11 protein-coding genes are annotated in these 11,501 nt (G+C 58.7%); 5 read left to right on the top strand and 6 right to left on the bottom strand.

Going from position 1 to position 11,501, the window contains the following annotated elements; translation table 11 throughout:
* Positions 1-236 precede the first annotated feature (236 nt).
* Positions 237-674 (bottom strand): hypothetical protein, encoded by a 438-nt coding sequence (locus tag ACQRAX_RS09345; RefSeq protein ID WP_412039961.1) that lies wholly within the window; start codon positions 672-674, stop codon positions 237-239.
* On the opposite strand from ACQRAX_RS09345, the gene ACQRAX_RS09340 reads away from it, so the two are divergent.
* On the top strand, positions 673-1,128 hold the full coding sequence (locus tag ACQRAX_RS09340) for a tRNA (cytidine(34)-2'-O)-methyltransferase (RefSeq protein WP_412039962.1): 456 nt from the start codon (positions 673-675) through the stop codon (positions 1,126-1,128). The genes ACQRAX_RS09345 and ACQRAX_RS09340 overlap by 2 nt on opposite strands.
* Positions 1,129-1,179: 51 nt before the next feature.
* Here ACQRAX_RS09340 and secB read toward each other — a convergent pair whose 3' ends face one another.
* From secB to ACQRAX_RS09325, 3 genes are read right to left on the bottom strand one after another with little or no spacing between them, the layout of a single operon-like run.
* The gene (gene secB / locus ACQRAX_RS09335) at positions 1,180-1,671 is read right to left on the bottom strand and encodes a protein-export chaperone SecB (protein WP_412039963.1); all 492 of its coding nucleotides are present in this window, start codon (positions 1,669-1,671) and stop codon (positions 1,180-1,182) included.
* A gap of 41 nt (positions 1,672-1,712) precedes the next feature.
* Positions 1,713-1,967: a glutaredoxin 3 gene (gene grxC / locus ACQRAX_RS09330; protein WP_412039964.1), complete on the bottom strand. Its 255-nt coding sequence runs from the start codon at positions 1,965-1,967 to the stop codon at positions 1,713-1,715.
* A 1-nt stretch (position 1,968) separates the two neighbouring features.
* A complete protein-coding gene (locus ACQRAX_RS09325; RefSeq protein WP_412039965.1) occupies positions 1,969-2,385 on the bottom strand; it encodes a rhodanese-like domain-containing protein in 417 nt (138 codons plus the stop codon).
* A gap of 215 nt (positions 2,386-2,600) precedes the next feature.
* On the opposite strand from ACQRAX_RS09325, the gene gpmI reads away from it, so the two are divergent.
* The 4 genes from gpmI to ACQRAX_RS09305 all read left to right on the top strand — a co-directional run bounded on the left by gpmI (position 2,601) and on the right by ACQRAX_RS09305 (position 7,771).
* On the top strand, positions 2,601-4,136 hold the full coding sequence (gpmI, locus tag ACQRAX_RS09320; RefSeq protein ID WP_412039966.1) for a 2,3-bisphosphoglycerate-independent phosphoglycerate mutase: 1,536 nt from the start codon (positions 2,601-2,603) through the stop codon (positions 4,134-4,136).
* A gap of 152 nt (positions 4,137-4,288) precedes the next feature.
* The gene (locus ACQRAX_RS09315; protein WP_412039967.1) at positions 4,289-5,572 is read left to right on the top strand and encodes a murein hydrolase activator EnvC family protein; all 1,284 of its coding nucleotides are present in this window, start codon (positions 4,289-4,291) and stop codon (positions 5,570-5,572) included.
* Positions 5,573-5,663: 91 nt separating this feature from the next.
* On the top strand, positions 5,664-6,989 hold the full coding sequence (locus ACQRAX_RS09310; RefSeq protein ID WP_412039968.1) for a S41 family peptidase: 1,326 nt from the start codon (positions 5,664-5,666) through the stop codon (positions 6,987-6,989).
* A gap of 8 nt (positions 6,990-6,997) precedes the next feature.
* Positions 6,998-7,771, top strand: a complete 774-nt coding sequence (locus tag ACQRAX_RS09305; protein ID WP_412039969.1) for a divergent polysaccharide deacetylase family protein — start codon at positions 6,998-7,000, stop codon at positions 7,769-7,771.
* Positions 7,772-7,776: 5 nt separating this feature from the next.
* Here ACQRAX_RS09305 and ACQRAX_RS09300 read toward each other — a convergent pair whose 3' ends face one another.
* Both ACQRAX_RS09300 and ACQRAX_RS09295 read right to left on the bottom strand, forming a co-directional pair.
* Positions 7,777-10,842: a dermonecrotic toxin domain-containing protein gene (locus ACQRAX_RS09300; RefSeq protein WP_412039970.1), complete on the bottom strand. Its 3,066-nt coding sequence runs from the start codon at positions 10,840-10,842 to the stop codon at positions 7,777-7,779.
* Positions 10,775-11,374: a hypothetical protein gene (locus ACQRAX_RS09295; RefSeq protein WP_412039971.1), complete on the bottom strand. Its 600-nt coding sequence runs from the start codon at positions 11,372-11,374 to the stop codon at positions 10,775-10,777. The genes ACQRAX_RS09300 and ACQRAX_RS09295 overlap by 68 nt, the downstream gene beginning before the upstream one ends.
* Between the last annotated feature and the right edge of the window lie 127 nt (positions 11,375-11,501).

The raw sequence follows: 11,501 nt of genomic DNA, 5'->3' as shown, positions 1-11,501 counted from the left end.
TGCAGGAGTGGATTCACCGGGGCGTCGGACCGGTGAATGCTACAACCTGAAATGCCCCATGCACCCAATCTGTGCTCGATGCACCGCAGCAAGGCAAAAATTCCCGCCCAAACAGCATACCAACGCATAAAACCACTGTTTTGCGGGCTGCAACAAAACTGGCACACACCCTGCATTAGTATCAGTACTTCCAGTTTTGGGGGCCTTGGTACAGGCAGGCCGGGGATTCCCCTCTTTTATTCGCGCAGGCGCACTTGCACTCGCCAGCGGCCATCGTCTTCTGCACCGTTCCAGTCACCGTGCAGAGGCCGAGCCGCCACCAGGGTCACCAGCAACCCACCATCACTTTTCTGCACCCGCCAGCTGACCGGTTTGCCCTGCTGGCGCAACTGGCCACGCGCGGTCTTGCCTTCGGCCTCGAACAGCAAGGCCAGGGTGCCATCCACTGCTTCGCCGTGCAGTTTGGGTTCTTCGTTGAACCACAGGTCCAGCCCCCCCTCAACCACCTGCACCTGCTCCAGCACACGGGGCTCAGGCGTGGTCAAACGACCGATCATCAAGCCCACCAACATGCCGAATATTGCCAGGGAAAACAGCACACGCGGCCATTGCTGCGAACGCGGATCCGGTTCAGGAGTAGAATGCTCGCCATCTTTATGTTCGGAGCCGTGCATGTTTCACGTCATCCTCTTTCAACCAGAAATTCCGCCGAATACCGGCAACATTATCAGGCTGTGCGCCAACAGCGGCTGTCACTTGCACCTGATTGAACCCATCGGCTTCGAGCTGGACGACAAGCGTCTGCGTCGCGCCGGGCTGGACTACCACGAGTATGCGCCACTCAAGCGCCACATCGACCTCGCCAGCTGCCTGCAAAGCCTCGACCAGCCGCGCCTGTTCGCCTTCACCACCAAAGCCTCGCACCCCTACCACGAAGTGGCGTTCCAGCCCGGCGACGCCTTTCTGTTTGGCCCGGAGAGCCGCGGGCTGCCGGCCGAGGTGCTGGACAGCCTACCCGCCGAGCAGCGCCTGCGTTTGCCGATGCGTGAAGGATGTCGCAGCTTGAACCTGTCCAATACCGTGGCGGTGACGGTGTACGAGGCATGGCGCCAGCAGGGGTTTGCCTGAGCCAAGAAAAAAGCGCCCTGATGGGCGCTTTTTCAACACATCGAAACAGGCTTATTGCAGCGAAGGGGCTTCGCCAGCTTCCTGCATGCGTTGCATTTCCTGAGCGTACAAGGCGTCGAAGTTGACCGGCGACAGCATCAGCGCCGGGAACGAACCACGGGTCACCAGGCTGTCCAGAGCTTCGCGAGCGTACGGGAACAGGATGTTCGGGCAGAACGCACCCAGGGTGTGGCTCATCGACGCCGGGTCGAGATTCTTGATCAGGAAGATACCAGCTTGCTGGACTTCGGCAATGAAGGCTACTTCGTCACCGTTTTTCACGGTAACCGACAGGGTCAGTACGACTTCATGGAAATCGCCTTCCAAACCTTTCTGCTTGGTGTTCAGGTCCAGGGCAACACTCGGCTCCCACTGCTGTCGGAAGATCGCCGGGCTTTTCGGCGCTTCGAACGACAGGTCACGCACGTAGATGCGCTGCAGGGAGAATTGAGGCGTGTTTTCGTCTTCTGCTGCAGCTGCGCCGTTGTTCGGTTGATCAGTCATGACAGATCCTTCTTTCCAGGGTCTTTAAATGGGGTTCTGGTTCAAGCTTTGAGCAAGGCGTCGAGTTTACCGGCGCGCTCAAGGGCAAACAGGTCGTCGCAACCACCGACGTGGATGCTGCCGATCCAGATCTGCGGCACCGAGGTACGGCCGGCCTTCTGAGCCATTTCAGCACGTACCTGGGGTTTGCCATCGACCTTGATCTCTTCGAAGGCTACACCTTTGTTCTCCAGCAGGTACTTGGCCCGCGAGCAGTAAGGGCAGTAATCGCTGGAATAGACGATGACGTCGCTCATTTCACTTCACCAACGGCAGATTGTCGGCTTTCCAGCTCGATACGCCGCCCGACAGTTTGGCAGCGGTGAAGCCAGCCTTGAGCAATTCGCGAGCAGTGGTGCCGGCGTGCTGGCCCATGGCATCGACTACGATCAGGGTTTTGTTGCTCTTGTGCTTTTCCAACTCGCCGATACGAGCGGCGAACTTGTCTTGTGGAATATTCAGGGCGCCAACGATATGGCCAGCCGCGTAATCCTTGGTCGAACGGATGTCGATAACCAGGCCTTTATCACTGTTGACCAGTGCGGTCAGCTCGCCAGTGCTCAGGCTGCGTCCGCCTTTGCGGGCTTCGTGGATGATCAGCAACACCAGCAGAACGACGAAGATACCGACCAGCAGATAGTGTTTTGTTGCGAATTCAATCAGGTGAGCAACCATCGGAGGGTGTTCCAGGCCATTAAAAATGTTGGCCAGTATACACAGCCCCCAAGGTCGGCCAAAGCCCGCCCGACCGGCTCATCGTCAGTAATTCTCATCTACGCTCTACAGTCCGTCGGCCAACGCCCAGTGGCGAACAAGGTTAATTCGTCATTCATGACCAATTTGCCCTAAAATGCGCATCTTTATCATCTGAACAACCGTGAGTGGGATTGATGACGAGCACGCCAAAACCCTTGGTCCTGATCATCCTGGATGGTTTCGGTCACAGCGAAAGCCCTGACTACAACGCCATCTATTCGGCCAACACGCCAGTCTACGATCGCCTGCGCGCCACCCAGCCGCACGGTTTGATCTCCGGCTCCGGCATGGACGTCGGCTTGCCTGACGGACAGATGGGCAACTCCGAGGTTGGCCACATGAACCTCGGTGCTGGGCGCGTGGTGTATCAGGATTTCACCCGCGTCACCAAGGCCATCAAAGATGGCGAGTTCTTCGAAAATGAAGTGCTCTGTGGCGCGGTCGACAAGGCAGTGGCCAGTGGCAAGGCCGTACACATCCTCGGCCTGTTGTCCGATGGCGGCGTGCACAGTCACCAGGACCATCTGGTCGCCATGGCCGAACTGGCCGCCCAGCGTGGCGCCGAGAAGATCTACCTGCATGCCTTCCTCGACGGCCGCGATACGCCGCCGAAAAGTGCGCAATCGTCCATCGAGCTGCTCGACGCCACCTTTGCCAAACTGGGCAAGGGCCGCATTGCCAGCCTGATCGGCCGTTACTTCGCCATGGACCGCGATAACCGCTGGGACCGCGTGTCGACCGCCTACAACCTGATCATCGACAGCACCGCCGAGTTCAGCGCCGACAGCGCCCAGGCCGGACTGGAAGCGGCCTATGCCCGCGGCGAGAGTGATGAGTTCGTCAAGGCCACGCGCATTGGCGAAGCGGTCAAGGTCGAAGACGGTGATGCGGTGATCTTCATGAACTTCCGCGCCGACCGCGCACGCGAATTGTCGCGAGTGTTCGTCGAAGCCGACTTCAATGAGTTTCCCCGTGCGCGCCTGCCGAAACTGGCCGCGTATATTGGCCTGACCCAGTATTCGGCAAAAATCCCGGCGCCAGCGGCATTTGCCCCGGGCAGCCTGAACAACGTGCTCGGCGAGTACCTGGCGAAAAATGGCAAGACCCAGCTGCGCATCGCTGAGACTGAAAAGTACGCTCACGTCACCTTTTTCTTCTCCGGTGGCCGCGAAGAACCGTTCGAAGGCGAAGAACGCATCCTGATCCCGTCGCCGAAAGTCGCCACCTATGACCTGCAGCCAGAAATGAGCGCACCGCAAGTCACCGACCGTATCGTTGAAGCCATCGAGCAGCAGCGCTACGACGTGATCGTGGTCAACTACGCCAACGGTGACATGGTCGGCCACAGCGGTGTGTTCGCAGCCGCCGTCAAAGCCGTTGAAGCCCTCGACCTGTGCGTCGGGCGCATCGTCGAGGCCTTGGACAAGGTCGGTGGCGAAGCACTGATCACCGCTGACCACGGCAACGTCGAACAGATGGAAGACGAATGCACTGGTCAGGCGCACACCGCGCACACCACTGAGCCGGTGCCTTTCATTTATGTTGGCAAACGCAATGTCCAGGTCCGCGAAGGCGGCGTACTGGCCGACGTGGCGCCGACCATGCTCAAGCTGCTGGGCCTGGAAAAACCTGCCGAAATGACGGGCACATCGATTCTGATAGACGGCTAAAGTTGCTAGCTACAAGCTACAAGCCGCAAGAAAGAGCCCGTTCATCCGCTTTTCTTGCAGCTTGTACCTTGCCGCTTGCAGCTAAAGCCGTTTTTTTTGCCGCCTGCGGCGGGCATACTAGTCCAGTCTCTATCCCTGGTGTCGCCCACTCCATGTTTCGCGCCCTGATTCTCCTCGCCTTGACCTGCCTGCTCAGCCCGGCGTTTGCCGATGAGCGCGCGCAAACCCAACAGCAACTGGACGCTACGCGCCAGGACATTGCCGAGCTGAAAAAAATGCTCGGTAAATTGCAGCAGGAAAAGTCCGGTGTGCAGAAAGACCTGCGCAGCACAGAAACCGACATTGGGAAGCTGGAGAAGCAGGTGGAGGCCCTGCAACAGGAACTAAAAAAGACTGAAGGCGAGCTGGAGCGCCTTGATCACGAGAAAAAAAAACTCCAGAGCGCCCGCGTTGAACAACAACGCCTGATTGCCATCCAGGCCCGCTCGGCCTACCAGAACGGCCGCGAGGAATACCTCAAGCTGCTGCTCAATCAGCAGAATCCGGAAAAGTTCGCCCGTACCCTGACCTATTACGATTACCTGAGCCAGGCACGCCTTACCCAACTGCGCAACTTCAACGAAACCTTGCGCCAGCTGGCCAACGTTGAACAGGACATCAGCCTGCAACAAGCGCAATTGCTGGCTCAGCAAGGCAACCTCGATGCCCAGCGCCAAGAGCTTGAGAAGGTCCGCGCCGAGCGCCAGCAAGTGCTGGCCAAACTGAACAGCGATGTCAAAGCCCGGGACCAGAAGCTGCAGGCCCGCGAGCAAGACCAGGCCGACCTGAGCAAAGTCCTCAAGACCATCGAGGAAACCCTTGCCCGTCAGGCCCGTGAAGCCGAAGCCGCACGACAAAAGGCCCTGCTCGCAGCCCAGGAAGCAGAAAAACAACGCCAACGCGAAGCCCTGGCCGACAAGGGTGATGCGCCAAGCAAGCCGAAAAGCATCCCTGGCCCGTTGGTGTCCAGCAGCGGCGAAACTTTCGGCGGGGCTTTTTCTTCGGCCCGGGGCAAACTTCCATGGCCCGTCAATGGTCGACTACTGGCACGCTTTGGCGAAACCCGCGGTGGTGACTCGCGGGCAAAGTGGGATGGCGTAATGATCAGCGCCTCGCCTGGCAGCCAAGTCCGCGCGGTACATGGCGGTCGGGTAGTGTTTGCCGACTGGTTGCGCGGCGCTGGACTTCTGGTCATTCTCGACCATGGTAATGGTTACCTGAGCTTGTACGGGCATAACCAGAGCCTGCTCAAGAGCGCTGGAGACGTCGTCAAGGCCGGCGAGGCAATATCCACCGTTGGTAACAGTGGCGGCCAGGACAACTCTGGGCTGTACTTCGCCATCCGCCAGCAAGGTCGCCCAAGCGACCCCGCACAATGGTGCCGTGCCCAAGGATAGGTACCACCACCCTTATTTGACGGTATAACGTGATATCGCGTATTGCCGAGGCTCCAGCCGGAGCGCTACCAGGATCAGGAGTTCGTTCGACATGCTGCATACGCCTCGCCTCACCTCGCTGGCCCTGACCATCGCTTTGGTCCTCGGCGCGCCACTGGCCCTTGCGGCCGAGCCTGCCAAGCCCACTGCGGTGCCGGCCACGACGGTATCGGCGGCTTCTGCCAAGGCGCCACTGCCGCTCGAAGAGCTGCGCACCTTCGCCGAGGTCATGGACCGGATCAAGGCAGCTTATGTGGAACCTGTAGACGACAAGACTCTGCTGGAGAATGCAATCAAGGGCATGCTCAGCAACCTCGACCCGCATTCGGCCTACCTGGGCCCGGAAGATTTCCAGGAGCTGCAGGAAAGCACCAGTGGCGAGTTCGGCGGCCTGGGTATCGAAGTTGGTATGGAGGATGGCTTCGTCAAGGTGGTCTCGCCGATCGATGACACCCCGGCCTCACGCGCAGGGATCGAGGCCGGTGACCTGATCGTCAAGATCAACGGCCAGCCGACCCGTGGCCAGACCATGACCGAAGCGGTCGACAAAATGCGCGGCAAGATCGGCGAGAAAATCACCCTGACCCTGGTGCGCGATGGCGGCACACCATTTGACGTGACCCTCGCCCGTGCAGTCATTCAGGTCAAGAGCGTCAAGAGCCAGCTGCTCGAAGACGGCTATGGCTATATCCGCATCACCCAGTTCCAGGTCAAGTCTGGCGAAGAAGTCGGCAAGGCCCTGGCCAAACTGCGCAAGGACAACGGCAAAAAGCTCCGTGGCCTGGTCCTGGACCTGCGCAACAACCCCGGTGGCGTATTGCAGTCGGCGGTCGAAGTAGCTGACCACTTCCTGACCAAAGGCCTGATCGTTTACACCAAGGGTCGCATTGCCAACTCCGAGTTGCGCTTCTCCGCCGACCCAGCCGACGCCAGCGAAGGCGTGCCATTGGTGGTGTTGATCAACGGTGGCAGTGCTTCAGCTTCGGAAATTGTCGCTGGCGCCCTGCAGGACCAGAAGCGCGGCGTACTGATGGGCACCGATAGCTTTGGCAAAGGTTCGGTGCAAACTGTGCTGCCGCTGAACAACGACCGCGCACTGAAGATCACCACCGCGCTGTATTACACCCCCAACGGTCGTTCGATCCAGGCCCAAGGTATCGTGCCGGACATCGAAGTGCGCCCAGCCAAACTGACCGCCGAGACCGACAACGACAACTTCAAGGAAGCCGACCTGCAGGGCCACCTGGGCAATGGCAACGGCGGCGCCGATCGTCCGTCGAGCAGCAGCAAGCGCAAGGAACGTCCGCAGGACAATGACTTCCAGCTCAGCCAGGCGTTGAGCCTGCTCAAGGGCTTGAGCATTACCCATAGCAAGTGAACCTGTACATGCGTTACCTGCTATGTACCCTGCTGTACCTGTTGAGCAGCGCCGTGTTCGCAGCGCCTGCTCAACAGGTCAAGGCTTACATGACCCTGATCATCGACGACCTGGGTCAGAGCAGCGCGCGTGATAGCCGTACCTTGGCCCTGCCCGGCCCGGTAACCATGGCGATCATGCCCGACACCCCACATGCCAGCGAGTTTGCCCGCCAGGCCCATAAGGCCGGCAAGACGGTCATCCTGCACATGCCCATGGATCCGGCCACCGGCCCCTACGCCTGGCACCCCGACACACCGTTGCCGGAACTGGCTCAGCGTCTGGACGCTGCGCTGGCCAAAGTGCCTTACGCTGCCGGCATCAACAATCACATGGGCAGCCGTATGACCTCACAACCTGAGCCCATGGCCTGGCTGATGGCCGAACTGCAACGTCGTCGCCTGTTCTTCGTTGACAGCCGCACCAGCGCCGCCACTGTGGCGGCAGCCAAGGCCCAGGCGCTCGATCTGGCGCATGTCTCGCGGGATGTATTTCTTGATGATGTGCGCACACCCGAAGCGATTGCCCGGCAGTTGCAGCTCGGCATCGAACTGGCACGCAAACAGGGATCGGCGGTACTGATCGGGCACCCCTACCCGCAAACACTTGAGGTACTGGAGCGTGAAATGCCTCGGTTCAAGCGCCAGGGCATCGAGTTGATCAACATTGAGCAAATGATTGCCGAACGCAGCAATCAGGCCATGCCTGCCCATGGCAGACATGGCCGTTACAGCAATCGCTGAGTGTTTCAATCAAAAGGAATGATGCCCTCAACATCCGGCAGGCGCAGTTCACTGCGATAAATCTCCAGAAGGTCTTTGCCGGCGACTGCTGCACGTAGTTGCGCTTCTCGGCCCAACTTGCGCTGCCACCACACCTTCAGATGGCCTTTGCTGAATTGCCCCGCTGGAGTATCGATGCTTGGGTAGTGGAAATGCGCTTCCCACAAAGCATCACCTTTTGCCCGACCATGCTCAGCAAGCCTACGGATCTCATAGACGTCGAGAAAATCGCTGGCAGACAAGGCCTTGCGGCGCACCGTTGGCTCAATAGTAATTCGCCGCTCCTGATGCAGAAAGCGCAGGCTGTTCGCCGTTGGATGCTTGGTGTTCAGGTAGAGACTGGTCAGCATGTCGCGTCGGGCATTACTCAGGCGCCGGATATTGCTATCCAGCTCCTCGCTGAGCTCATCGTCGGGCGAAGATAGCGACAACGACGCCAGGGTCTCGTGCATTTTCTCCGTGTGCCCCTCAATCACCGAAGACAACCCCAGTGGCTGGTCCGGACTGTACTGATGAGCCAGCGTAATAACAGCGTCAACTTCACCGATCAAGGTACGCGCACGGCTTCTGTCAGCAGCGGGATTTTTCGAAGCGACGGGCGGCGCAACCTCCTCGACGGGCGGGGAAACGGCTTCCACCCATTCGTTGCCTTGCTGATGGAATTGCTTCAATACTCTGCCGGTACGGCTCTCACGCTGCTGGACAACCGCAACGCCATCAACCTCAAATTCCTCCGCCAGCACGCTTCGACCGCGCTGTGTCCGTACCAATCGCCGCTTGCCGCCTCTTGCGGCGTACAGGGAAGGTCTGGGCAAGCGTGGCATTTCCAGTTCCTGCTCTCGCACCGCTTGCGACAATTCAGAGACCGCTGCATTTTTCAAACTGCTCAACTCAGCCTTGTATAACTGCAGCTTGTCTGACTTGATGGCTGCGCCACCGAGCGTGTGGAGGTAGTCAACCAGCACTAACGTCTCGTCATACGCTTCGACAATACCGTTGAGCACCTCGATCTGTTCTGCCAGCGCCAGTCCACTACCGGCAAGATCGCCGTGGGCGGTGCCCGCACTGGTCAAGCTCTCACCCGCCAGATAATTGTGATACTGCTCCAGAACGGAAGCATCGACGCTAGCCAGACGATCAAGGCTCAACTCTGCAAGGTCGAGGAGCAAACGCACGTCCAGGTCAACGGCGGTCTCTCGACGCCGCGCAATGATCTCCCCCACCTCCCGGTTCTTATTGGCCTTCGTGCCGGCTTCGTCTTTGAAAACAATTGAGTTGTCTTTGAGCGTGTCTTCCAGCAACACATCGAACGTGCGAGACAGCTCGACAAGGTCGGTTTCCCATCTGACAACCTTCTCCAGCGAGACGAGAAAATGTCTGTATTGCTCAACCTCGGCCTCAGACTCCGGACGGATGGCAACGGCTTCCGCCAGTTTATCCACGCCTTCGTTATTGATGATCGTCGCCAGCTCGTTGTAGAAAACCGAACAGTTATCAATGAGCTCCGCCGTTTTCAGGTCATCCTGCCCAACCTCATTTTCCAACGCCTCAATTTGTGCGTCTTTCGCCGTCAAGAACGTCTTGAGTTTGTTGAATTGCTGAGCGAGCTCGTTATGACGCTGGGCCAGCCCCGCCTCTTGCTCTCGATTTTCTTCAAGTTGCTTACGGTTCGCCTCCTCCTGGATTTGCCGGCGGCTTTTAGGCATCCCTCCACGCAAGCGCAATCCGCCATCGACGCGCCAGCCATCCCACTCGAACGACAACCATGGTCCGGGATGACCTTGACCATCGACCACACGCACACCTTCAGCGGAACGTTGAACCGCATAAGTATCGCCAGCGAGGGCCACGTAATAACGACCCTCCACCAGATAGAGGCCACGAGCAGAGCCTGAGCCCAAAGGTTTGAGACCGTTCAACGGTACAGCGCTACGCATGGCCAGCAACGTTTCACGCTGCACGGGTGCAAGCATGTTTAATCCATTCCCACCACGCCAGGTGAAATCCAGCTGCGTGGCTCTTTGCTCGCTGAGTGCACCAGGCAAGCCTACTTTACCCTGCGTCGGCGTAAGCGCCACAGGGTCATAACCTGGGCCCTGTCGCGTCGGGCCGTCCAGATCAGAAGCTTCTGGCAAGCGCACAAACACCGGCAACTCCCGCCGGGGCAAATGGACATGGAACAGGGCCATGCCTAGATTCAGGATCAAGTCGACAACCGCTAAAGACTTTTCGAAGTGGTTGCCCTGAGTGAGCGCCGAAAAATCGCTTTGTACTCCACGGATGGCCTGCACCAACCATGCCACGGTAGCCACAGGGCCACGCACCAGTAAGGTGGCCACGTCAAACAGCAACCAGGCACCTTCGGTAAGCAGCGCCCAGCGGCTCTCCGTATTGGAAACAGACTGACGGTCAGCCAACTCGACCAACAGATCGCGGTTGGCACTGTACATTTTCGCATCGACGTTCAAGCCCCAGAATTGCAGGGCAAGGCTCGCCGGCTGTACGGCTTCAGGCAACAACGAGGTGTCGATGATCGGGCGCCCCAGGTGCGGCTCGCTAAATCCGCCATAGTCGTAGACGCTTCGCGCATCCGGTGCCACCCAGTCGAGGATACTGTCCTGAAGTGCCCCCGTCTGACGGATCGCGACCATCATCGCCTCAAGGCTGGGAAACTCCATCAACGGTGCCTTCGCGTACAGAGGCCGGTACAACAACACCGTCGTAGGTTGCACGGAAAAAAACACATACATACCGTGCACCAGGTCGGCCTGGCTAGCTGTCGGCTCCCGCTTGAAGGCCAGAGGCATCAAGGTGATTGCTGGCACGTTCCGGTCCACACGACCCGCGCAATAGTCCGCTACACACTGCAGACCGCCCTCGCTTAATGAGCCATCCACTTTAGCCGCGAGCGCGCTGAACAGCAGTGAACTGCGCCATTCCCGGGCAAAACATGAGACCCGCTGTTCACGGCGGGTGGGATCGTCCAGTTTTTGCGCTATATAGTGCGGAGATACATTCCAACTGCTGGGCATCAAGGTCTTGCAGGGGCAGGTTACGCAGTAGCGCTGACTTCAACGTGTGCTGCAGCCAGCGATCACGACTAACGCCTGCGCTCGATTCGCCGTGCCAGTAATCCACCTGAGCTTGCTGAAAATGGTAGGGCAACTCCAGCACCAATTCATTGAAAGCCTCGGTCATCCCTTCAATTGCAATGAACTTATGATCATCGGCGCCTTCGAAGCGGTAGGGTTCTGTGAGGAAGATGCCATGAGTGCCATCATTCACACGCTCAAGATTCAAGGCAGTACCGTCCAAGACCGCCTGCAACACCACCTGCACCAGTGATTGTTGTGTCCCGGTGCTAACAGATTGGGGAGTTAACAGGCGAAGAGGTTCTGCGTCGATCAGCGGCGGCTCGGTGGCGGCGATGATGGGATAGTGGTCGACCACTAACTGCAGGATCTTTCGCGAGGCTATTTGGCGCAGGGTAGGACGGTTGGCGAACTGCAACGCCACCGCTTGCTTGAAATCCGGAGCTGCAAGGCTCGCTGTAGGTCTGCTCATGAGGGTAAGGCTCCTTACTGTCGGTAAGCCCCCACACTGCCCAGCCGTTCATATGCACCGGTGTTACATATTGATAGCGTTTCGCGGCCTGAAATGACAAAGGCCCTGTTCTTGCGAACAGGGCCTT

This window comes from Pseudomonas sp. UM16, assembly GCF_050312595.1.
Classification (GTDB): domain Bacteria; phylum Pseudomonadota; class Gammaproteobacteria; order Pseudomonadales; family Pseudomonadaceae; genus Aquipseudomonas.
The sequence above is the reverse complement of the archived record's forward strand: the minus strand, read 5'-3'. Positions and strand labels throughout refer to the sequence as shown.

Coding starts and splice junctions, on each gene's coding strand:
- ACQRAX_RS09345 (WP_412039961.1), bottom strand. CDS start 674: ATGCACGGCTCCGAACATAAAGATGGCGAGCATTCTACTCCTGAACCG.
- ACQRAX_RS09325 (WP_412039965.1), bottom strand. CDS start 2,385: ATGGTTGCTCACCTGATTGAATTCGCAACAAAACACTATCTGCTGGTC.
- ACQRAX_RS09305 (WP_412039969.1), top strand. CDS start 6,998: ATGCGTTACCTGCTATGTACCCTGCTGTACCTGTTGAGCAGCGCCGTG.
- secB (WP_412039963.1), bottom strand. CDS start 1,671: ATGACTGATCAACCGAACAACGGCGCAGCTGCAGCAGAAGACGAAAAC.
- grxC (WP_412039964.1), bottom strand. CDS start 1,967: ATGAGCGACGTCATCGTCTATTCCAGCGATTACTGCCCTTACTGCTCG.
- ACQRAX_RS09340 (WP_412039962.1), top strand. CDS start 673: ATGTTTCACGTCATCCTCTTTCAACCAGAAATTCCGCCGAATACCGGC.
- ACQRAX_RS09310 (WP_412039968.1), top strand. CDS start 5,664: ATGCTGCATACGCCTCGCCTCACCTCGCTGGCCCTGACCATCGCTTTG.
- ACQRAX_RS09300 (WP_412039970.1), bottom strand. CDS start 10,842: ATGCCCAGCAGTTGGAATGTATCTCCGCACTATATAGCGCAAAAACTG.
- ACQRAX_RS09315 (WP_412039967.1), top strand. CDS start 4,289: ATGTTTCGCGCCCTGATTCTCCTCGCCTTGACCTGCCTGCTCAGCCCG.
- gpmI (WP_412039966.1), top strand. CDS start 2,601: ATGACGAGCACGCCAAAACCCTTGGTCCTGATCATCCTGGATGGTTTC.
- ACQRAX_RS09295 (WP_412039971.1), bottom strand. CDS start 11,374: ATGAGCAGACCTACAGCGAGCCTTGCAGCTCCGGATTTCAAGCAAGCG.